This window comes from Mangrovimonas xylaniphaga (genome assembly GCF_001280435.1).
GTDB lineage: Bacteria > Bacteroidota > Bacteroidia > Flavobacteriales > Flavobacteriaceae > Mangrovimonas_A > Mangrovimonas_A xylaniphaga.
In genome coordinates this window covers 165,953-186,371 of the sequence record NZ_LBIP01000013.1, presented here as the reverse complement: position 1 = coordinate 186,371, position 20,419 = coordinate 165,953, and the positions used below count along the sequence as shown (strand labels likewise).

Genomic DNA, 20,419 nt, shown 5'->3' with positions numbered 1-20,419 from the left:
GGTTAGTGAACGGATACCTTAGCTTCGATGAATCTTCGATTTCGTACCCAGCTGGGCTTATTCTGTTGTTGGTTGCTGGCTGTTAATTATTGTGGTGGTGTTTTTCTTTATGTTGTCTCAATAAATCTTTCCCATAATCATTTCCGTTTGGTGTCCTTACAACGGTATGGATATGGTTTCTTGATGGCTTTCCATCATCGGCATTTGGTACACCAACAACTTTTTGATGATCAAATTCAATCAATACAACCGGACTATGAATTCGATAGTAAAAAACAGCATCTTCAGAAGTGTCTCCAACCCATGAAAACCAGGTGTTATTTATATGTGCCTTTACTTCCTCCATTTTGACTTTATCGTGTCCCTCCCTAATATTGCTGATGTACAAATAAATTAAGTCTAGGAGTTTTTGCCTCTGTTCATTAGAAAATTTTGAGACTTGAACCCCTTGATAATTGAGCGTTAAATTATCTTTATTGGCTTCAGCCACATTGTTATTGCCAGCTTTAATTTTTGTGATTGTAGCTTCTTTTTGGTGTTCTGGCGTTAAAGAACGCATAATGTTCAATCCTAAATTCTGTTCGTCTTGAAAAAGGGTATTTCCTTTGTGCTTCCCAGTAGTTGTAATTATTGGTTCCCCTCCCATAAACACAGGAGACATTACCACTTGGTCTCCTAAAATAAAGTAGTTAATAATCAGGTGGTGTCCATCCAATTGCCAACCCCAAGGTTCCGTACTTGAGGGGTTCCCCATAATGGTCAGGAAATACAATTCTTCATCATAATACCATAAGCCGTTGTTGAGTTCTTTAAGCGTATGGTCAGTCTTCATAATATCCTTGCTAAGCTGGAGCCCTTTTGCACTTAAAGACTCTTGAATTAATTGAAAAGCACATTTTTTCTGATTCTCGGTCAATTCTTTCAGGCTAACTCCTTGTCTGTCATATATGCCGTTGTCTACATTACACCATTTTCTCCATTCCTCATCCTCCATGTCGAATGTGGTACGTTGCAGTTGTGAAGGAGATAAGCTATTTAAAAAATGTTCAGCAGCTTTTTGAATTGGTAAAGTTGAAACGCCTGTAGAATGAATTTGAAACAAATCAGCCGAATCGCCATCTTCTGTAAAAACTCCAACAAAAGGCTCTTTCAGGGCGTCTGACTCCTTTTGGGCAAATTGTTTTTTCCAAAAATTAAGTTTCTCAATATTTTCAGAAGTTTCGTCATTTTCCTTTTGAGAATCTTTCTGTTTGCAACCAAAAGCAATGAATAGGATGAATATTATGATTACATTTTTCATTTGTTAAGAGTTGCTTTAGCTTGCAGTACCGTTTAGGGTGTGATTTGGGCGGGGATGGATTCTCTGGATTTATACGCTTAAGAAAGCAACTTAAATATACGCTTTTTTCTTTGGTTCACATACTAGCAACCTGCTGAATCATAACCGGTGTTGTGCTTTCGTTGTTTGTCATTATTTCATTAAGTAGTGTCGTGAAAACTTTTATAACCAAAGGGACGAGGTTACCATGTGTTAAAATATAGTGTTGGATCAATCGGTAGGATTTTTATTTAGAATTTTTCTAGGCAACAAAAAATAGGCGGTTGGAACCAAAACAAAAATGGCAGCCGATATATAGATGCTCACATAGCTTAAAGGAATTGCCAAAGCAAACAATGCCGTGGCTATACTATTCAATTTACGAGTATTTGTGGTTCGTTTAATTCCTGATAATTTGGTTGCCCTTTCGTCCAGTAAAAAGTAAAACACTGTAGCTGACCCCAATACCAAAGCAAACAAAATATGGCTTTGATTATTAAAAAACTCCTTATCAATAGTTCTTGTGGCCAATGGGATTAACGAGGTTGAAAACAACAATAAAAAGTTACACCATAATGTGGTATGGTCAACCATTTTTACATATTTAAAAATGTTGTGATGGTTGATCCAAAGAATGGCGATAAACGCATAGCTGATGATGTAGATTATGATTTGGACCATAAACTCGTTAATACCTTCTTCGTTAAAATTTGGCAATTCGATTTCCAATGCCATGATGGTGATAATAATGGCCATTACGGCATCTGTAATTGCCTCAAAGCGTTCTTTTTTCATTGGTTTGGTTTTTGTTAAATTAATAAAAAAAACCGAAGCATGGCTTCGGCTTATCTAATGGAATTAATTTTAGGCTTCAATGAGTTCGGCCACTCCTAAATGCTCTTTAAAGAAAGGTGCTAACTGTGCAACGGCTTCATCTAAATATTTTGGAATATCATATAATTTCATGTGATTTGACCCTTCTACAATGTACATCTGTTTGTTTTCAGATGCTGCACGTTTCATCAAATCGTCGCTCATCCATTTTGATTCGGCAATACTTCCAACAACCACAAACAGCGGCTGTGTTAAAAATACTTCTGATAAATTGAACGCATCATAAGTTACTAATTGCGTTAGGCTTCGTGCGGTACCATATCCAGGGGCAGTGGAACACTGTGCTCTATCAGTTCTGTAATATTCCCAGGCTTCCTGTAAGTCTGCATAAGGTACATCTTCCTTGTTGAATGGCGCCATTGGCATTTTTTCAATAGGTTCACCATTAGCTTCTTTGGTGCGAACTTGTGCGCCAAATTGTAAAAAGCCCATAGCGTCCTTCATGTTTTGATCACCTAGCCAACCTTTACTGAACATATGTCCAATATTTACAGCGCTTACGGTACCAACTGCTTTAATTCGCTTATCATTAATGGCCGCATTTACTGTATATCCACCGCCAGCGCAGATTCCCCAGGCACCTATGCGTTCATTATCAACATAAGGTAATGTGGTCAGGTAGTCTATCGCGGAACTGATATCTTCTGTTCTGATGTAAGGATTTTCCAATTGACGTGGTTCGCCACCACTTTCTCCTTGGTATGAAGCATCAGTTACTATAGTAATAAAGCCGTGTTCTGAAAATTTTCTGCCGTAAATACCGGCTGTTTGTTCTTTTACACCTCCTCCTGGATGCGTAATTACCAACGCTGGGTATTGTTTGTTTTCATCAAAATTGGTTGGAAGGTCTAAATAAGCGGACATTGTTAGTCCGTTATTTGTGTTTTTATAGGAAATTTTTTGTTGTGACATCATATTAGGTTTTAAGATTCATATTTCTTACAACCCAAAATTACTTGATAACAAATGGTTTATGCTGAACGATTTACTGATTAAAAAGAAACATTTTACGGATGCGCGATATTTTGATTATTTTTTTAAGAATTGTTGCCTTGTCCTAAATTGTTTTGGAGTAAGCTGGGTTTGCTTTTTAAAAAACTTAGCAAAGTAGTTGGGATAGTGAAAACCCAATTCAAAGGCTATTTCGGCATTGGTTAGGTTGCTTTCAAGAAGTAATTTTTTCGCTTTTTTGGTAATGTGCTCGTGAATGGTCTCAATGGCAGATTTATGAGTGTAAGTTTTAAGCACATCACCCAGATAATTAGGGGTGAGCTTCATTTTGTCTGCAAAATAATGCACAGTAGGAACGTCCTCGATTCGTCCATTATAATAGTCTCTTAGCAATTGCTGAAATTCACTAACTATATAATTGTATTTTTTTGTTTCGGTAGTAAATTGCCTTTTATAAAAGGATTCTACCAAATTCAGAATTAAATTGACATAGGCCAACAGCACATTTTGGTTAGTATTTTTATTATTGGATTTCTGTATTAGGTTCTCATAAAGTAGCACAATTTCATTTTCTTCTTGCTTTGTTAAAAATAGGGCTTCGTGATAGCCATACTCCAAAAAGTTTTGAAACAGATAGCGGTTCTTTTCAATAATCTCTTTTGATAATTGAAGATAATACCCTTCAAATTTATCGGTTAATTCCCATTCGTATAATTTTCCTGGACTATTGAAAAAAACTGCGGTTATGGGTTTAGGGTTTTGAGGGGCAAAATCAGGGGAGTCGGGATTGATGTAATTGGTTTTAAAGGAAATTCTGTAAAAGTCAATAAATACTCCTTGCGATTTTAGCAAAGTTGTTTCTGGATATTTTCCAATATCAATATCCTCGTTAATTGGTTCTGGAGCACCAATAAAACTATTAAAGGTTTTAAAATTTGTAAATGTATTTGTTTGCATTTTTAAGTTAAAATAGTCTTTTTTATTGATATAAAAAGGGATCTGTGGTGTACCCACTTTTTACTTGGCACGTTGGTTTACTACAATGAAGCACCATATGGGGTTAAACACCATTGCATTTAGCTAGGTTATATGCGCGGTGGTTTTTATTACTTATAAAATTAGTTGTTTTTCCAATTAGTGAATAAGAAAATATTGTGAGTTGCTAACGGGGTAAAAGGTAGTAACTTCTCGATACGCTGTTTCCTGCGTCAACAGCACTCGAAGTGGTGGGGGAGTGAGTGGAGAGCTCTTTGGCTATAGCTTAGGGAACGCGATACAATCGCGCATAAGCATGGTAACTTTGCAAATATATGTTGAACAGAAAACCCGTGAGGATTTTCAGAAGTAGGCGAGAACAAGCAATTATTTATAGCATTGTTGTGCTTTCGTTATTTTTCTAATTCCATTTCTATCATTGTTTTTAATTCTAATAAAGTAGTTTTAATTGAATTTGACCTTCTTTGATACTCTTCATACTTTTGACGTTCTAAATCAAAAGCCCAAAGAAAATCTTGATTATTTAGAATATCTTCGACTTTTAGGTCAAAATGCATGTGTTCCTGTCCATTATCATGATATACTCGCTTTAACTTTAAAAACTTGTATTGGAATTCAGATATTTCGGATTCGGTTCTCTTATTTAAGCCATTGGCAAAATAGGTAGCGTTAGGTAATCTGGAAGTGTAAGCCCTATTAATTGCTGTTCTTAAAGAATCATTCCTTATTACATCTAAACCAGTTGATTTTAGAGCTTCAAACGGCCCATTATCGAATCGCAGGTACATGTCCATACTTAAATTGGCATAAAAATCTAAAAAAAGTGAATCGTTAATTGTTTTTTTGTGAAAAACATACCTCTGAAGACTATCTAATCCAGATTTTTTTCTTTCTATTCTTTGATTTAAAAAATCTTCATATTGCTTTAAGTCCCTATTGATTGAATTAAGAAACTCATTTAGGATTAGATATTCTTTATTGTTTACCTTTCTCTGTTCGTTCCAATTATTAATTTGTAATGCTATTAAAATTCCAATAACGACAAGTACAATTTCTCCTAAAGCATATTTAAGATACTTTCCAGTTTTGTTTTGTTCCATAAGTTCGTAGCGTATTTTTCTAAAGAATTTTATCATATATTGATAGTTGGTTATAATGAAGCCCAACATATGGCCAAACACATTGCGTTTATGGCCTATATAGGTTTTGGTTGTTTTTATTATTTATAAAGTTAGTTGTTTTTCCCATTGGTGAATAAGAACATACTATGAGTTATTAAAAGTTATGATGATGAGTGGAGGACCCTTCGACAAGCTTAGGGTGACGGAATCGTGTGTGGTGACTTCTCGATACACTGTTTCCTGCGTCAACAGCACTCGAAGTGACGGGGAAGTGAGTAGTGAGTAGTGAGTAGTGAGTAGTGCGTCCTTTGGCTTATAGTTTAGGGAAAGGGATACATTAGCTTCGCTGAATCTTCGATGTCGCGTAGTAGCGGGGTGGTTTTTATTATTTTGTCACATTTTTAGCTAGTTCAACAACCGTTTTAATGGTATTATTCAGTTCCTTTTTGCGCCAGTTAATGTATAAATCTATGTTTTCTTCCAATTCTATAAACTTAACATTTTCTATTTGTGCAGATTGAAACGATAATGGTAAGATTGAAATACCAAGTCCTTTTGAAACAAGGTTCAATATCATTCCTCCAAAGTCTGACTCAACAATTGTTTTGGGTTCAAGTCCGTTTTTAGAAAACCACGACCTTAATAATGAGGCAAAAAAAGTGGTTTGGTGCAGGCCCGAAATAATGAACTTTTCGTGTTCCAATCCCGTCAAGTTATCCTTGCTTAATCTATGTGCTTTTGGTACCACCAAACAAATTGGTTCTGAATAGAGCTTTTGCGAATCAATATTGGCGTTCTTGATTTGGTCTCTACTAAAGGCTAAATCGGCTTTATAATCCAATAAAAACTTTTCGTGATTTTCATCGGTTGGTTCTATGAGTTCCATTTTCAAATCGGGTAAATGGTCACTTATAGCCTTTAGGAAGTTCGGTAAAAATTCATAGGCAATGGAGCCGGGATAGGTTATGGCAATGGTTCCTGCTCCGCCTTTGTCAATTTTTTTTGCCTGCCTTATCACTTGGTCAAACTCCTTTATTTGCTCCGTCCACTGTTCTTGAAGAAATTTGCCCGCATTGGTAAGCTTGACATTTCTTTTGTCCCTTTCAAAAAGCTGTATTTGTAATTCATCTTCCAAGGCTCGGATTTGCCTGCTTAATGAAGATTGTGATATGAAAACTTTCTCTGCTGTGTTCCAGAAATGAAGTTCTTTGGCTAGGACTAAAAAATATTCTATTTGTTGAATTGTCATGATTAATGCATTTTTAGCATTAGTTAGTCAAAAATATGTATTTTTTGAAGTACGTCAAAACCGTTTCTTTGCTGCAAATATGTTAGTAACCCTAAACAATCAAACCTTATGGGCATTCAAAATTTAATAACTTTTATGGTAACGGCTTTGTTTTTCGTTATGACTCCCGGTTTTGATACCATTTTTGTTTTAAACAAGTCAATAGGTCAAGGAAGAAAATCGGGCATTTATGCTACTTTAGGTATAAATGCTGGCGTTTTGGTACATACATTGGTTGCAGCCTTAGGTTTGTCCGTGCTTATTGCAAAATCAACTTTTGCTATGGCTTTCATCAAGTTTTTAGGTGCCGGCTATTTAATTTATTTAGGGGTTTTAAAGTTGAAAAACAAAAAGGATGGGTTTCCAACTGAGATCAAAACAGGAGGTGAAACTTCAAAAAATGATTTTTGGGCAGGATTTTTAACCAATACTTTAAACCCGAAAGTGGCATTATTCTTTTTGGCGTTTTTTCCTCAATTTATTGAAGCAAAACAAATGGATAGCCCAATTCCTTTTTTGGTTTTAGGAACTACCTATGCCGTAATCGGTATGGTTTGGTTCTCAATTTTAACAATATTCGCCAGTGTTTTTAGCCAAAAGTTAAAGTACAGCCCAAAATCAGGATTATGGTTGAATAAATTGACAGGTTTAGTGTTTATAGCTATGGGAATAAAAATAGCCTTGGCCAAAATTTAAATTGTGAGCTCTGTAGGTCTACAATTCTGTACTGTAAAACTTGGGTTATTTCTTTTTCATTGATCATGTTAAGAATTAGTTGACTTTCTCCTGGTTCCCTAAAGAACACTACTGTCTGTTGCTTTTTTTCTAAGAGATGAATGGCAGCATTGGCGAAGTCAGCAAATGTATCATGAAGATAGGAGGCATGAATTTCTTCAATTATGGTACCGTTACCTATTTGTGCATTGGTCCAACCGTGGTCTTTGACTGTGTATTCAATGGAAATCAAATTTTATGAGTTCTAGGTAAATGTGGATTATTTTACTTCAGGATATTTTACTTTTTCTCCTTTTCCAACAAAAACTAAGGCATCAAAATGTTTGAAGCAATTGGTTTTATTTTCTTCAAGGTTGAACATTCCATCATATTTCTTGTCGGCATAATCTGGATGGTCGGTAATTAGCTGTTTGGAATCGATGAAGTAGTTTTTTTCAGTTGATGGTAGCAGGTTAAGCAAGTTTTCTTGGTCATTGCTCCATCTTTTTATTCTTTTTCCTGTTCTGTAGGGCATATTGATAGAAGAAATTGCAATATGATAAGATATGTTTGGATTTAAATTTACAAACTGACCTCCCATAGTTTGGCCTTTCATAAAATCGTATTCATATTTTGCCATATGGGCATTCGCTAACCATACAATGAATTTTTTTTCAGGCATTGTTTTAACCAGAAAATCAAGGTTTTTTGCCATCTGAGTATCCCTAACCGGGATTGCTTTTGCAATTCTGGAGTGCGTTGAATTTATGATAATATCGCTTTTGAAGCTTTCTAAAAATTGATACCAAAGTTTGTCCTGAATAACTTTGTCATCTTTTAATAGTTTTTCAACTTCATTGACTAAATATTCCAGATCTGTTTTACCAAGAGACCTGTTGGCATTTTGCCTGTTTTTGATGTAAGTTTCAGTTGTTGCAATAAAATTTTCTTCAAAATTAATGGCGTTGGTTTTAAGGAATTCAGTCAGTTTTTTGTGAAATTATCCCAAGTATATCCAGAACCCATTTGATTGTCAAAGCCCCAAATTGTAACGTTGTGTTCCTTTAAAAATTCAAATAGTTCTTCGCATTGTAAGGAGCGAGACCAAAAGGAGTATAGATTAATCTTATCGTGCTCAAAATAAAGTCTGAAAAAGTCGCCTTCAAAAGCAATGTCTTTATATCCTTTTTCTAGAACTAAATATTTTACAAATTGAGTTTTAGCTAAAAAATCTGAGCCGATATGATGTTCAGCCTCTCCTAAGAAGACAACTTTTTTGTCTGTTAAATTTGAGTCTAGAATTTCTTTTACATCCTTGGTTAAAAGATTTTCCATTGGATTCAATTCATAGATGTCTTTCTCGATTTGAGCAAAAATGGAATTTAGAGTAAAGATTAGGAATAAGGTTGTTATTGCTTTTTTCATCTTGTTGCCGGCATATATGTTTATGGTTTTATGTTGATGAAGTTAGTAGTTCTTTCTTATAATGTGTAAGAAAAATCTATAAAATAATCATAAAATTTATCCAACGCTTGTAAGAATTAGTGATTTGCGACTTCTCGATACACTGATTCCTGTGTCAATAGTACTCTAAGTGACGGGTAGAGGGAATAGTGAACCGTTTGGCTATAACTTGAGGAACGGGTATAAACAAAATCCGAGAGGTTTTTAAAGGAATAGTTAAGAGCTGGTAATGGATTATAGCCGGTGTTGTCTAGAGTTTTTCCAGTTTCTAAAATCGGTATATAAAAGGCCATTATCAGATAAGATTTGCTTATGAAATTCTGTATTGCTTTTTTTGTCTATAAATGTCAAGTTGATATGAACTACACAATTATGCTTTCTTAGGTTTGTCTTTAAAGAGCGTTCCATTTGTCCATTTTTATCTAAAATTTCATAGTAGCCCACTGGTTTAATAAACTCTATTGCATCGAAACAATAAGTTAGGTGAATTACAAAATTTTCGAAATCAAATTCCCAGTAGTTCCCAGCAGAAACATCTTTAGTTAAAACTGAATTGCATATTTTGATGTCAACTTCAGAAACTTGAGTGGAGTCTGAAGCTGATTTAATTTTCAAATTTTGTACAAAGCAAATATCATCATCATTAATATTCCATTCTTTAATTCCTGAATAACCTCGTTGGTCACTGAATACAGTGTTATTGATCCAGTCAGAAATTTCTTTTTCTTCTAAATTGCTAAATTCAATATTTTTACTTTTTGCATAGTTTAATACAGCTAATGAAACATCACTTTCTTTTAGTTCTTTGAATTTTACTATGGCATCAGTTGGACTCTCGCAGTTAACTTGTTTTATTCCTATGATAGTCTTCGCTTTATCAGCATTGCATCCAAAAATCAAAACAGCAAAAACTAATGTTCTTAAAATAATTTTATTCATAATCAAGATAATTTATAGACAACATAGGGCTAAACATAATGTTTTTAATATCCATTACAGCGGTCATGACTTTTAGTTAGGATAAAGGTTATTGTTGATTCAGAAAAGACGATAGACTGTTCTCAAACACCCAATTTTTTAAGAATACTTGTTAATTCCGCTTCCTTTTGTGTGCCTATCAGGAATTTTTTACCATTTAAAAGCTCAATAGCCAAGCCTTTGTTGCCTTTCATATTGTAGACGGTGCCATATTTGGTCCAAAGACGGATGCCCCAACCTCCAACAAACCCGTAATTGATTACCTGGGCTGTTTTGATGTCGCTCCATTTGGTGGTCTTTTTTACAAAGGGAAAGAAACTCATTTCAATGCAGCTTTTGTTGATTCGGGTTGTCAATTTCATGACAAAAAAAAGTGCAACCAAAGCAAAGATAAAACAAGCGAAGCCCATAAGTCCGAGGTCTGATATGGGTTTGTCCCCAAAAGGTTCTTTCAGAATGAACTGTTTGTAAATGCCCACAAGTGGCATGATGCCAATGGGAATTAAAATAAGCCAAAGCCACCATTGGGTGAATTTTTGTTGTTCGGTAAACTCAGGTTTCATGTATGGGTTGGTTAAGGATTACTCGCAAATACCTTTAATAAAAAGGTTGGAATAAATTTAAGAAAATTCCTTCTATAATAACTGAGATTTATTTGGTTTCTTTCATTTAAAAATAACCGAGCTGTATTTAAAACTTATGATCATTTCATCAAATTGTTTTATAAAGTCTTGACCAAGATTGCCATAGAAATGATCGGCGTCTGCTTCTATATCGTTTTTATGAAGTTGTATGCTGCTTAAAGTTGTTTTGGAATTACCAATGGTTAAGGGGATGCTATCCATAATATAACCTTCAAATTCAATAATGCCACCTGCACTGCCAGAGGTAAAGGTTTGGGAAGTATAGTGCTGTTCAATCTCCTTTTTATATTTTCTAAAAAATGGGGCATATAATGAGGTGCTTTTGGCGCCCGTATCAAACCCAAAGCTTAAAGTGTCTTTTTGGTATTCTACAGCGATTATAGGTGTCAGACCGTCCAAAGCAAAGTTGTTTTGCTTATAGTCAATTGGTGTTTTTGGAGTAGAGATGGTATTGTCTTTTGAAATGCGTACTTCCTCCATGGCTTCAATAACCGGGAAGCCAATAATTCCGTTGATATAGTACTCTATCTGAGGAAAGGAAATGTCCTCATCATTCAAAACCAAAAATACCACATTTTTAAAAGTGAGATTTCCTAAGCTGAGTTCTTTAGCAATAGCTAGGTCACTATCTACCTTTTCTCCTGTGAAGGCCGTGACATAAAAGTTAGATTCGATGTAGGTGAGGCCCAGCTCTTCTACAAGGGATCGCTTTATCACCGAAATATTGGCACCCGTATCAAAAATGTAATTGTAGGTTTTATTGTTAATGGAGGCATCGATATTAAAAAGTCCAACCTTGTCTTTGGTCATGGGGATTGTGGCGTCCTCATTTTTGATGATTTCTTGAGGAGGTATGGATGATAGAGATGTCCAAATCTTCCATTCGTTTTCTAAATTTTCAATTTTAGAGGAGTCATTGACAAGACGATAGTTTTTTAAGATGTGTTCACTGGCTTCAGCTGCTTCTTTGTACTGATATAGATTGACGTGGTTTAACAGTTTGGTGTTGTATAGGGTATTGAACATGGTATCATTTAGATGTAATGTTTCCATCTTGAGCAGTTCAGCAATTTTCGAATTGGATGCTTCCAAGTCGTTAAACCGATTTAGAATGATAGCTTCATAGTAGAGGCTATTTTCTTTGCTCAAATTATTTTTTTGAGAGCGATACTGCTTTTTTAATTTAAAGAAGTCCTGTACTTCAATTAAACTATCCAATTCTTGGGTTAGTTTGTTATCATTAAGTGGTTTTTTGGTGGGTTGGGCACAGGACAGCGTTATTGCTATAATGGAAAGCATCAAGTATCTCATAAATGACTATATTGTTTAGGTTGGTTTTGAACTCTTTTAATTGACATTAGTCACTTCTCCAGATCCTGTAATTTGGGCGGAGATAACGGGATTACCAAGATAATAAATATTACCGCTACCTTCAATGTTTACGTTCAACTGATTGCTGCAATTGATTTCGCAATCGCCGCTGCCTTCAATTTTTATGTCGCCGTGGTCTATAAAGAAATCAAAGCCGTGAAAGTCTCCAGTGCCTTCATTTGTAAAGGTTAGACCTTCGGATATCCCGTATATAGAAATGTCTCCAGTTCCAGAATTATCGATTTTAAAATTGCCTGCTAGGTCGACATCCATCACGGTAATGTCTCCGGTACCTGAATTTTTAATGCTGGTAATATTTTCTACATGAATTGTGGCTTTTACCGTGATGTCTCTGTAGTTTTTATCCTCGTCCAAGTATAACTTTAGGGTATTGTTACTTACTTCTGTTTTAACCAAATGAATGATGTTATTGTCGGCTGTGATCTCCACCAATTGGTCGCTGCTCTGGATGATATTGACTTCAAAAACACCTTCACTTTCAATTTTTGTGAAGGTTGGCAACTCTCTGGATTGGGTGGTTTCAATACCTGATCTTTCAATGGTATCAACGGAACAGGCGCACATTAGGAATAGGGCAAAGGCTAGTGAAAATACGGATTGTTTTGTCATTGTTTTACGTTTTTATGATTGATGAAACAAAACTATGATGCTGAAAATGTCTTTACATTGATCTAAATCAATATTTTACAGCTTTTAATCTGGCTCTTATCCGCGACAATGTTTCTGGGGTCATGTCTAAATAAGATGCAATGATATGGTGGGGAATACGGTTAAAAAGGGAGCTGTTCAGGGCATTGAATTCCAAGAGCCTTTGTGTGACATTTTGAGTAAGACCAGCGAGTTCTTTTTTGTGTTTTTCAATAATGAACTCCTTTAGTTTGGCACTTTCAAAAGCGAGAAAATCTGGTTGAGAACTACTTAGGCTGTCAAGTTCTTCTTTTGTCCAGTATAACAGTTTGGCATTTAATAGGGCCTGACAGTTTATATACGATGATTCCCCTGTCCAAAAACTGATGTTGGAGGAATAGAAAAAATCATTCTCTTTGGAAAGTCTTATGGTTTTTTCATTTCCCTTTAAATCAATAACAAAATGCCTTACCACGCCTTCTTTGACAAAGTAGGCTCTTTTCGATATGTCGCCCTGACGTAAGATGTAATCGTTTTTGGAATATTCAATGTCGTGACCGGATTTTAAGAATTGTTCTATTGAAAATGCCATCTTATGTGGTTTTATGGCTATAAGACGACAAATTATTGAATTTGTAACAGTTACTGTGTTGTTTGGAATTGTTCAAGGGCAATTCACATAAATGAAACAGGGGAAAGTTTCAAAGCAGCACATTAAACAGGAATCCCGATAATATGATAAACAATGTTACCACACTAAAATAGATGGCGATGAGTTTTGTAGTCATTACTTTTTTGAGTAGGGTAGCCTCAGGAAAGGAGAGTCCCACGGTGGCCATCATAAAGACAATTGCGGTACCAAGAGGGATGCCTTTGGCCACAAATACTTGGATGACTGGCACAATCCCAGCGGCATTGGCATACATGGGAACCGCGAGTATGACGGCTAATGGTACTGTCCACCATTGTGAGCCGCTCAAATAGTGTTCAAAAAAGTTTTCAGGGACATAGCCATGCATGGCTGCTCCAATGGCAAGGCCTAAAATAACATATGGGGTCACGCTTTTTACAATTTGCCAAGCATCTCTGGCTATACTAGGCAAACGTTGCATAAAACTTGAAGTTTCCTCTTCATATAGCGACTGTTGTTGGTTTTGGGTTAGTAGTTTTTTTACCCAATCTGTGAGCAAGGGGTCTAGGTTGAATTTCCCTAATACCCAACCGCCAACAGAGCCCAATAAGATTCCTGATATTACATAAATGAGGGTCGTTTTTAGTCCAAACAAGCCAAGGAACATGGCTATGGCTACTTCATTTACCAAAGGAGAGGTGATGAGAAAGGCCAAAGTAACGCTTAAGGGAATCCCTCCCCGTACAAACCCTATGAACAATGGTACAGAGGAGCAGGAGCAAAATGGGGTAATGGCTCCAAAAAAAGAGGCGAAGATATATTCCAAGCCAAATAGTTTTTTTGTTGAAAGGTAATTTTTAAGGCGCTCCACAGGGAAGTAGGCATTCACCATTCCCATTAGGAGCACCATAAAAAAAAGCAGTAACCCTATTTTTAAGCTGTCGTAGACAAAGAAATTGAGCGCTTTTGCCAAATGGGATTCTGGAGCCAAGCCAAAAACGCTATAAATGAGCCAATCCGCAAACTGTTGTATCCAATTGAACATAATTCATATTTTGGAGTCTTCGTCATCTAGACGGAGGCCAAAGGTTCTCTTTTTTTCAATAGTAAAAGGATTAGTTTTTTAAAAGCTCTACAATTTCACTTGTAAGTGGCACCCTGCCCTTGATTTTTATTTCATCATCAATCACCAGCGCAGGTGTGGACATGATATTGTATTTCAACATTTCTTCAATGTCTTCTACTTTTTCTACCTGAGCTTCTTTGTGGGTTTGCTTAAGAGCCTCCAGAACATTGTTGTAGGTGATTTTGCATTTGGCACAACCAGGACCTAAGACTTTTATCTGTGTCATTTTTTTGAAGGTATGATTCTATTCGTAAAGATACGAACATATATCAAAAGTTCGTAATAATACGAACAGTATTTTTAAAAAAAACTTTAGCCAAAGACTTTGCTAAGAAGGGATTTGGCTAGGGCAAAATTTTCTTTGTGAATACAGTACTTCGTCGTAGGAGGGGTAATGTCTCCTTGGATAAGGCCTGCCTCTTTGAGTTCCTTTAAATGTTGTGACAGGGTGGATTTTGCAATAGGAAGTTCCTCTGCCATATCTCCGTGATAGCAACAGGCTTGAGAATGTAACAATTCCAAAATGGCAATCCGTACGGGGTGTGCCAATGCCTTGGCAAATCTTGCCGTGAGTTCTTGTTCTTTTGTGAAATACTCATTTTTAGGAATGTTAGACATGTTTTTTTTGTTTTTATTTGCTAAGATATAGAACAATATGTAGAATTTATTGGATAATTTAAAAACCCCACGAAGAATATCATGGGGTTAAATATACAATGTTCAAATACTCAATTTCTATCCATTCATGGAGATCAGGAACTCTTCGTTGTTTCTGGTTTGTTTAAAGCGATCGTTGATAAACTCCATAGCCTCTACAGGGTTCATATCGGCAAGGTATTTTCTCATTACCCACATTCTTTGAATGGTGTTGTCGTCCAGTAACAAATCGTCTCTACGGGTACTTGAAGAGGTAAGATCGATAGCAGGGAAGATTCTACGGTTGGAGATTTTTCTATCCAATTGCAGTTCCATGTTACCTGTTCCTTTAAATTCTTCAAAGATTACCTCGTCCATTTTAGAACCTGTTTCGGTTAATGCAGTTGCGATAATGGTCAAGGAACCTCCATTTTCAATATTACGCGCAGCTCCAAAGAAACGTTTTGGTTTGTGAAGGGCATTGGCATCAACACCACCACTTAATATTTTCCCTGAGGCAGGCTGTACAGTATTGTAGGCTCTAGCCAATCTTGTAATGGAATCCAAAAGAATTACCACATCGTGACCACATTCAACCAAACGTTTGGCTTTTTCCAATACAATATTGGCAATTTTTACGTGTTCGTGAGCTTCTTTATCAAACGTCGAAGCAATTACTTCACCACGCACGTTTCGTTGCATGTCTGTAACCTCCTCTGGACGTTCGTCAATTAACAAAATCATTTGGTATACTTCTGGGTGGTTTGCCGCAATGGCGTTTGCCACATCCTTAAGAAGCATGGTTTTACCAGTTTTTGGCTGAGCAACGATCATTCCACGTTGTCCCTTTCCGATAGGAGAGAACAAATCCATAATTCTTGTAGAAATAGTGGCTTGTTTTTCAGCGATATTGAATTTCTCCTGAGGGAACAAAGGTGTTAAGTGCTCAAAAGAAACACGGTCTCTCACCACTTCAGGTTTTTGACCATTAATCTTACTTACTTTAATTAACGGGAAATACTTTTCACCTTCTTTTGGAGGGCGTACATGTCCTAAAACGGTATCTCCGGTTTTTAGTCCAAATAATCTAATTTGTGATTGCGATACATAAATATCGTCAGGTGAAGACAAATAATTATAATCTGATGAGCGAAGGAAACCGTAACCGTCTTGCATGATGTCCAAAACGCCTTCACTTTTTATAATAGCATCAAATTCGTAATCAGGTTCACGGTAGCGGTTTCTAGTGTCCTTGTTACCGTTGTTTCCTTGATGTTCGTTTTTGTTATCTCTTTGATTTTGCTTGTTGTCGTTGCGTTGCTTTTTGTCAGACTCTTTAGGACGCTGTTTGATGTTCTTGTCGTTGGTTTTCTTTTGTTCGGCAACTGCAGGGGCAGCTGTTTCGGCTGCTTTAGGTTCTTTAGGGGCAGGAGCGGCCTCTTTTTTGGCTTCAGCAAATTCCATTTGCTGTTGTTCTTTTTGTTGTGTGGCTGGTTTTTTTATGCGCTCTCTTTTCTTTCTAGGGGCTCTTTCGGGCTGAGTGGTTTCTTTTTTCTCAGGTTGCGATTTATTCGTGCTGGCCGGAGCGGTTTCTTTTTTCTCAGGTTGCGCTTCATTAGTGCTGGCCTGAGCGATGATTTCTTTTTTGAAGGCTTCCGGATTGGCTGCCTGATGATCTAGGATTTGGTATACCAAATCCAATTTTTTAAGGGTGCGGAACTTAGGTACGTCTAATTGCTTAGCGATTTCCTGTAGCTCGGAAAGCTTCTTTTCCTTTAATTGCGAAATTTCAAACATGTATATTAATAAAAAATAATGTAATATTTACTGAATTGATTTGATTCGAAGTTTTCTGAAATTGAAATAAATGGGAAAAACTAGAAAAAAATCTGAAGATTTAATAGGCTGTAAACCTTTTGGGTAGCAGCTTACTTATGCAATAATACAATTTTATTTTATAATTTAATACATCTTTTAAAAAGAAACTCTTAGTTTTGTGGCTAAATTTTTAAAAATAGATGCTACAGCGTATTCAAACTGTTTATTTATTGATTGCTACTGGTATTTCGGCCGGTTTGAGTTTTGTATTCCATTTATGGACTACCTCTGAAGGGGCACCTTTTTTTGCCAAAGACAATATATTGTATTTAGGTTTGTTTTTATTGTCAGCAATATTATCTTTGGTGTCTGTATTTAGATATAACAATAGGAAGTCACAATTTGTATTGGGACGACTTAACATCATATTGAACTTTATTTTATTAGGATTATTTGTATATCAATCTCTAAATTTATCTGGAGAAGCAGATGTTTCTGAGAAAGGTATTGGGATTCTTCTTCCTATCTTTTCTATCGTATTTTTGGTTTTAGCCAATAAAGCCATCAAAAAGGATGAAGATCTTGTAAAATCTGTAGATCGATTACGATAAAACCTTATATCTTAATTATTTTAGTGCGTAAAAAACCCAGAGCGAAAGTTCTGGGTTTTTTTATGGGGTATTTTGAAAGAGGGTTTAGCGTTTGAATTCTATCACTTCCAAATTGTCAATTTTTGGACCATCTATGGTAAAACGCAGCATGGTTCTTACTTTATGAAAGCCATGGGTGCCCACGGCGCCGGGATTCATATGGAGTAGGTTCAATTTCTTATCGGGCATAACCTTTAGTATATGCGAGTGTCCGCAGATAAATAGCCTTGGGGGATTTTCGTAAATCTCTGGTTTTACCCTAGGGTTGTATCGAGGCGGATACCCTCCAATATGGGTAATCCATACCTCTACATCCTCGCACATAAAACGATTGTTTTCGGGGAATTCGGTTCTAACTTTGGTGTCATCAATATTCCCATAAACAGCTCTTAAAGGTTTTAAGGCTTTAATGGCGTCTGTTACTTTTAAGTCACCAATATCTCCTGCATGCCACACTTCATCGGCCTGTTTAACATATTTCAGGATGTCGTCATCCATATAGCTGTGGGTATCTGAGAGTAAAAGTATCCGTTTCATCTTTAGGAATGGAAAAGCGTTTTTCCTTTTTTTAAATATTAGATTCCTGCCTTAGCGGGAATAACTTTATCTTTGTGGGTTCATAAGCAAAATTAAGATTTTCGATTGAGATATTTTATTGAATTGTCATACAACGGCAAGGCCTACCATGGTTGGCAAAACCAGCCCAATGCCATTTCGGTGCAGGAAGTTTTGGAAAAGGCATTGTCTATGTTGTTGCAGGAGGACATAGCGATTGTAGGAGCGGGAAGAACGGATACTGGGGTGCATGCCTCGCAGATGTTTGCCCATTTTGATACCGATAAAGTGGTGGAAGACCTTAACTTGGTATTCAGACTAAATTCGTTTCTGCCAAAGGATGTCGCTATTCATGATATTTTCAGGGTGAAGGAAGATGCCCATGCACGTTTTGATGCTACTGGAAGGACTTATCATTATAAAATTTCCAATCGTAAAAATGTGTTTTCTTTTGATTATGCTTATTTAATGACCGTTTCTTTAGATGTGGAAAAGATGAATGAAGCCTGTGAAATATTGAAACAGTATAAGGACTTTCAGTGTTTTTCCAAGACCAACACAGATGTAAAAACATATATATGTGATATCAAGGAAGCCATGTGGGAGGAGGCCAATGGAGAGCTTATTTTTATCATTACCGCCGATAGGTTTTTACGAAACATGGTAAGAGCCATTGTGGGCACTATGGTGAACATAGGTTTAGGCAAAACTTCTTTGGAAGATCTGCATCAAATTATCGCATCCAAGAGTAGAAGTGAAGCTGGTTTTTCGGTACCAGCACACGGATTATATTTAACGGAGGTGGTCTATCCCGAATCAATAAAACTATAAAGTAAGTTATGTCCAAGAAAGGAAATGTTTTTGATGTCACCTTGTTCAAGCGCTTAATGCACTATACGCGCCCTTACAAAAAAGTGTTTTGGTGGACGATGGCTTTTGTAGTGGGGCTTGCTGTTTTTGGAGCGATACGTCCAAAAATTTTACAGCTGGCCATAGATACAAAAATGGCAACCCACGAGTATGATGGCTTCTTGAACTATATCCTATTAATGGTATTGGTATTGGTGTTGGAGGTAGTTTGCCAATTGCTATTCATTTATTATGCTTCCTGGTTGGGACAATCGGTAGTAAAGGATATTCGGGTGAAACTTTTCAAGCATATGCTAAGTTTCAAAATGAAGTATTTTGATAATTCTTCCGTGGGAATCCTGATTACAAGAGCCGTAACCGATATGGAACGTATTGCTGATATTTTTGGGGAAGGCCTTTTTATGATTTTTAGTGATGTCCTTAAAATGCTCGCTGTGGGAGCAATGATGTTTTATATGAATTGGGAATTGTCATTAATTGTCTTTACTACTTTACCCTTGGTGTTATTTGCAACTAGAATTTTCCAAAAGTACATGAAGTTGGCTTTCCAGGATGTAAGGACGGAAGTTTCCAACTTAAACAGTTTTGTTCAGGAGCGTGTGACGGGAATGAAGATTTTGCAGTTGTTTACCCGAGAAGATATTGAGTACAAGAACTTCATGGCCATTAACGAGCGCCATAAAAAAGGGTGGTTGAAAACGGTATGGTATAACTCCATTTTCTTTCCAGTAGCCGAATTTCTATCTTCCATTACCATTGGGTTAGTGGTGTGGTATGGTGGACTTCAAGTCATAAACGACAGCACAGCTTCGGTGGGTGAATTGACCGCTTTTATCATGATGATTCCTATGTTGTTCAGACCTTTGAACCAAATAGCTAATAAGTTCAATACCTTGCAAATGGGTATGGTGGCGGCCGATAGGGTGTTTAAGGTGTTGGATACAACCTCTCAAATAGACGATACCGGCTCTTTGGAAGCCGAACATTTTAAAGGGGATATATCCTTTAGGGATGTGCGTTTTTCGTATGTGGAAAATGAAGAAGTGCTGAAAGGCGTGTCGTTTGAGGTGAAAGCAGGACAAACGGTGGCCATTGTTGGTGCTACCGGTGCTGGAAAATCTACCATTATCAATTTGTTGAATCGTTTTTATGATATTCAAAGTGGACATATCTTAATCGATGGGATTGACATCAAGGATATGACGCTTAAATCATTAAGGGCGCAGATTGCCGTGGTGTTACAAAACGTCTTTTTGTTTGCCGATACTATTTTCAACAATATCACTTTAAACGATCCGAATATTACACAGGAAGAGGTGGAAACTGCAGCCAAGAATATTGGAATTCATGATTTTATCATGAGCTTGCCTAACGGTTATCAGTATAATGTGAAGGAACGTGGTGTCATGTTGTCTTCGGGGCAACGTCAATTGATTTCCTTTTTAAGAGCTTATGTTACCAATCCTAGTGTGTTGGTATTGGATGAAGCCACATCTTCAGTCGATTCCCATTCCGAACAATTGATTCAGGATGCTACCGATAAAATCACCAAAGGCCGAACTTCTATTGTCATTGCCCATAGGTTGGCAACCATCAAAAAGGCCGATATGATTTTGGTGATGGATGCAGGGAAAATAGTGGAGCAGGGTACTCATAAAGAATTGCTCAAGAAAACAGATGGATACTACAAAAATCTGTATGAAGTGCAGTTTATGAAAGAGGAAGTGGCTTCTTAATCCTTTTCTT

General features: G+C 36.5%; 23 protein-coding genes. 4 read left to right on the top strand and 19 right to left on the bottom strand.

Annotation, left to right across the window (positions count from 1 at the left end):
• Positions 1 to 82 precede the first annotated feature (82 nt).
• The 6 genes from ZA06_RS00915 to ZA06_RS00890 all read right to left on the bottom strand — a co-directional run bounded on the left by ZA06_RS00915 (position 83) and on the right by ZA06_RS00890 (position 6,529).
• Positions 83 to 1,300 (bottom strand): DUF3500 domain-containing protein, encoded by a 1,218-nt coding sequence (locus tag ZA06_RS00915; RefSeq protein WP_082331894.1) that lies wholly within the window; start codon positions 1,298 to 1,300, stop codon positions 83 to 85.
• A 249-nt stretch (positions 1,301 to 1,549) separates the two neighbouring features.
• A complete protein-coding gene (locus ZA06_RS00910; protein WP_053975536.1) occupies positions 1,550 to 2,113 on the bottom strand; it encodes a TMEM175 family protein in 564 nt (187 codons plus the stop codon).
• Positions 2,114 to 2,182: 69 nt separating this feature from the next.
• A complete protein-coding gene (locus tag ZA06_RS00905; protein WP_053975535.1) occupies positions 2,183 to 3,124 on the bottom strand; it encodes an alpha/beta hydrolase in 942 nt (313 codons plus the stop codon).
• A 117-nt stretch (positions 3,125 to 3,241) separates the two neighbouring features.
• Entirely contained in the window at positions 3,242 to 4,120 is an 879-nt protein-coding gene (locus ZA06_RS00900) for a helix-turn-helix domain-containing protein (protein ID WP_053975534.1), read from the bottom strand.
• A 431-nt stretch (positions 4,121 to 4,551) separates the two neighbouring features.
• Positions 4,552 to 5,259: a DUF6090 family protein gene (locus ZA06_RS00895; RefSeq protein ID WP_168155192.1), complete on the bottom strand. Its 708-nt coding sequence runs from the start codon at positions 5,257 to 5,259 to the stop codon at positions 4,552 to 4,554.
• Between the two features lie 406 nt (positions 5,260 to 5,665).
• Positions 5,666 to 6,529 carry a LysR family transcriptional regulator gene (locus tag ZA06_RS00890; RefSeq protein ID WP_053975532.1) on the bottom strand — a complete coding sequence of 288 codons (864 nt, stop codon included), beginning with the start codon at positions 6,527 to 6,529 and terminating at the stop codon, positions 5,666 to 5,668.
• A 108-nt stretch (positions 6,530 to 6,637) separates the two neighbouring features.
• On the opposite strand from ZA06_RS00890, the gene ZA06_RS00885 reads away from it, so the two are divergent.
• Complete coding sequence (locus ZA06_RS00885; RefSeq protein WP_053975531.1) at positions 6,638 to 7,264, top strand: LysE family translocator; 627 nt, start codon at positions 6,638 to 6,640, stop codon at positions 7,262 to 7,264.
• On the opposite strand, the gene ZA06_RS00880 is transcribed toward ZA06_RS00885, so the two are convergent.
• The 12 genes from ZA06_RS00880 to rho form a co-directional block, all read right to left on the bottom strand.
• The gene (locus ZA06_RS00880) at positions 7,230 to 7,535 is read right to left on the bottom strand and encodes a hypothetical protein (protein WP_053975530.1); all 306 of its coding nucleotides are present in this window, start codon (positions 7,533 to 7,535) and stop codon (positions 7,230 to 7,232) included. The two genes, ZA06_RS00885 and ZA06_RS00880, sit on opposite strands and share 35 nt — an antisense overlap.
• A gap of 27 nt (positions 7,536 to 7,562) precedes the next feature.
• Positions 7,563 to 8,051: an erythromycin esterase family protein gene (locus ZA06_RS16850; protein WP_394332249.1), complete on the bottom strand. Its 489-nt coding sequence runs from the start codon at positions 8,049 to 8,051 to the stop codon at positions 7,563 to 7,565.
• 215 nt (positions 8,052 to 8,266) lie between these two features.
• Positions 8,267 to 8,707: a TraB/GumN family protein gene (locus ZA06_RS00870; protein ID WP_053975528.1), complete on the bottom strand. Its 441-nt coding sequence runs from the start codon at positions 8,705 to 8,707 to the stop codon at positions 8,267 to 8,269.
• A 273-nt stretch (positions 8,708 to 8,980) separates the two neighbouring features.
• A complete protein-coding gene (locus ZA06_RS00865) occupies positions 8,981 to 9,685 on the bottom strand; it encodes a hypothetical protein (protein ID WP_053975527.1) in 705 nt (234 codons plus the stop codon).
• A 122-nt stretch (positions 9,686 to 9,807) separates the two neighbouring features.
• Positions 9,808 to 10,287, bottom strand: a complete 480-nt coding sequence (locus ZA06_RS00860; protein ID WP_053975526.1) for a hypothetical protein — start codon at positions 10,285 to 10,287, stop codon at positions 9,808 to 9,810.
• Positions 10,288 to 10,389: 102 nt separating this feature from the next.
• On the bottom strand, positions 10,390 to 11,679 hold the full coding sequence (locus ZA06_RS00855; protein ID WP_082331893.1) for a retropepsin-like aspartic protease: 1,290 nt from the start codon (positions 11,677 to 11,679) through the stop codon (positions 10,390 to 10,392).
• A gap of 36 nt (positions 11,680 to 11,715) precedes the next feature.
• Positions 11,716 to 12,369 (bottom strand): head GIN domain-containing protein, encoded by a 654-nt coding sequence (locus tag ZA06_RS00850; protein WP_082331892.1) that lies wholly within the window; start codon positions 12,367 to 12,369, stop codon positions 11,716 to 11,718.
• Between the two features lie 67 nt (positions 12,370 to 12,436).
• Positions 12,437 to 12,979, bottom strand: coding sequence for a Crp/Fnr family transcriptional regulator (locus ZA06_RS00845; RefSeq protein ID WP_053975523.1), 543 nt, complete (start codon positions 12,977 to 12,979; stop codon positions 12,437 to 12,439).
• Between the two features lie 109 nt (positions 12,980 to 13,088).
• Positions 13,089 to 14,063, bottom strand: coding sequence for a permease (locus ZA06_RS00840; protein ID WP_053975522.1), 975 nt, complete (start codon positions 14,061 to 14,063; stop codon positions 13,089 to 13,091).
• Between the two features lie 70 nt (positions 14,064 to 14,133).
• A complete protein-coding gene (locus ZA06_RS00835; RefSeq protein WP_053975521.1) occupies positions 14,134 to 14,370 on the bottom strand; it encodes a thioredoxin family protein in 237 nt (78 codons plus the stop codon).
• Between the two features lie 86 nt (positions 14,371 to 14,456).
• Positions 14,457 to 14,762, bottom strand: coding sequence for an ArsR/SmtB family transcription factor (locus ZA06_RS00830; protein ID WP_123812126.1), 306 nt, complete (start codon positions 14,760 to 14,762; stop codon positions 14,457 to 14,459).
• 117 nt (positions 14,763 to 14,879) lie between these two features.
• Positions 14,880 to 16,577 carry a transcription termination factor Rho gene (gene rho / locus ZA06_RS00825; RefSeq protein ID WP_053975520.1) on the bottom strand — a complete coding sequence of 566 codons (1,698 nt, stop codon included), beginning with the start codon at positions 16,575 to 16,577 and terminating at the stop codon, positions 14,880 to 14,882.
• A 221-nt stretch (positions 16,578 to 16,798) separates the two neighbouring features.
• Here rho and ZA06_RS00820 point away from each other — a divergent pair, with 221 nt between their 5' ends.
• Positions 16,799 to 17,209 carry a DUF4293 domain-containing protein gene (locus ZA06_RS00820; RefSeq protein WP_053975519.1) on the top strand — a complete coding sequence of 137 codons (411 nt, stop codon included), beginning with the start codon at positions 16,799 to 16,801 and terminating at the stop codon, positions 17,207 to 17,209.
• An 84-nt stretch (positions 17,210 to 17,293) separates the two neighbouring features.
• Here the strand turns inward: ZA06_RS00820 and ZA06_RS00815 are convergent, their stop codons facing one another.
• Positions 17,294 to 17,785 (bottom strand): metallophosphoesterase family protein, encoded by a 492-nt coding sequence (locus tag ZA06_RS00815; protein ID WP_053975518.1) that lies wholly within the window; start codon positions 17,783 to 17,785, stop codon positions 17,294 to 17,296.
• Positions 17,786 to 17,890: 105 nt separating this feature from the next.
• Between ZA06_RS00815 and truA the strand changes: the two genes are divergently transcribed.
• Positions 17,891 to 18,634, top strand: a complete 744-nt coding sequence (truA, locus tag ZA06_RS00810) for a tRNA pseudouridine(38-40) synthase TruA (protein ID WP_053975517.1) — start codon at positions 17,891 to 17,893, stop codon at positions 18,632 to 18,634.
• Between the two features lie 8 nt (positions 18,635 to 18,642).
• Positions 18,643 to 20,409, top strand: a complete 1,767-nt coding sequence (locus ZA06_RS00805; protein WP_053975516.1) for an ABC transporter ATP-binding protein — start codon at positions 18,643 to 18,645, stop codon at positions 20,407 to 20,409.
• Positions 20,410 to 20,419 lie beyond the last annotated feature (10 nt).

Excerpts from the sequence above, each read along its gene's own strand:
- ZA06_RS00915 (WP_082331894.1), bottom strand. The coding sequence starts at position 1,300 with ATGAAAAATGTAATCATAATATTCATCCTATTCATTGCTTTTGGTTGC.
- ZA06_RS00910 (WP_053975536.1), bottom strand. The coding sequence starts at position 2,113 with ATGAAAAAAGAACGCTTTGAGGCAATTACAGATGCCGTAATGGCCATT.
- ZA06_RS00905 (WP_053975535.1), bottom strand. The coding sequence starts at position 3,124 with ATGTCACAACAAAAAATTTCCTATAAAAACACAAATAACGGACTAACA.
- ZA06_RS00900 (WP_053975534.1), bottom strand. The coding sequence starts at position 4,120 with ATGCAAACAAATACATTTACAAATTTTAAAACCTTTAATAGTTTTATT.
- ZA06_RS00895 (WP_168155192.1), bottom strand. The coding sequence starts at position 5,259 with ATGGAACAAAACAAAACTGGAAAGTATCTTAAATATGCTTTAGGAGAA.
- ZA06_RS00890 (WP_053975532.1), bottom strand. The coding sequence starts at position 6,529 with ATGACAATTCAACAAATAGAATATTTTTTAGTCCTAGCCAAAGAACTT.
- ZA06_RS00885 (WP_053975531.1), top strand. The coding sequence starts at position 6,638 with ATGGGCATTCAAAATTTAATAACTTTTATGGTAACGGCTTTGTTTTTC.
- ZA06_RS00870 (WP_053975528.1), bottom strand. The coding sequence starts at position 8,707 with ATGAAAAAAGCAATAACAACCTTATTCCTAATCTTTACTCTAAATTCC.
- ZA06_RS00865 (WP_053975527.1), bottom strand. The coding sequence starts at position 9,685 with ATGAATAAAATTATTTTAAGAACATTAGTTTTTGCTGTTTTGATTTTT.
- ZA06_RS00860 (WP_053975526.1), bottom strand. The coding sequence starts at position 10,287 with ATGAAACCTGAGTTTACCGAACAACAAAAATTCACCCAATGGTGGCTT.
- ZA06_RS00855 (WP_082331893.1), bottom strand. The coding sequence starts at position 11,679 with ATGAGATACTTGATGCTTTCCATTATAGCAATAACGCTGTCCTGTGCC.
- ZA06_RS00850 (WP_082331892.1), bottom strand. The coding sequence starts at position 12,369 with ATGACAAAACAATCCGTATTTTCACTAGCCTTTGCCCTATTCCTAATG.
- ZA06_RS00845 (WP_053975523.1), bottom strand. The coding sequence starts at position 12,979 with ATGGCATTTTCAATAGAACAATTCTTAAAATCCGGTCACGACATTGAA.
- ZA06_RS00840 (WP_053975522.1), bottom strand. The coding sequence starts at position 14,063 with ATGTTCAATTGGATACAACAGTTTGCGGATTGGCTCATTTATAGCGTT.
- ZA06_RS00835 (WP_053975521.1), bottom strand. The coding sequence starts at position 14,370 with ATGACACAGATAAAAGTCTTAGGTCCTGGTTGTGCCAAATGCAAAATC.
- ZA06_RS00830 (WP_123812126.1), bottom strand. The coding sequence starts at position 14,762 with ATGTCTAACATTCCTAAAAATGAGTATTTCACAAAAGAACAAGAACTC.
- rho (WP_053975520.1), bottom strand. The coding sequence starts at position 16,577 with ATGTTTGAAATTTCGCAATTAAAGGAAAAGAAGCTTTCCGAGCTACAG.
- ZA06_RS00820 (WP_053975519.1), top strand. The coding sequence starts at position 16,799 with ATGCTACAGCGTATTCAAACTGTTTATTTATTGATTGCTACTGGTATT.
- ZA06_RS00815 (WP_053975518.1), bottom strand. The coding sequence starts at position 17,785 with ATGAAACGGATACTTTTACTCTCAGATACCCACAGCTATATGGATGAC.
- ZA06_RS00805 (WP_053975516.1), top strand. The coding sequence starts at position 18,643 with ATGTCCAAGAAAGGAAATGTTTTTGATGTCACCTTGTTCAAGCGCTTA.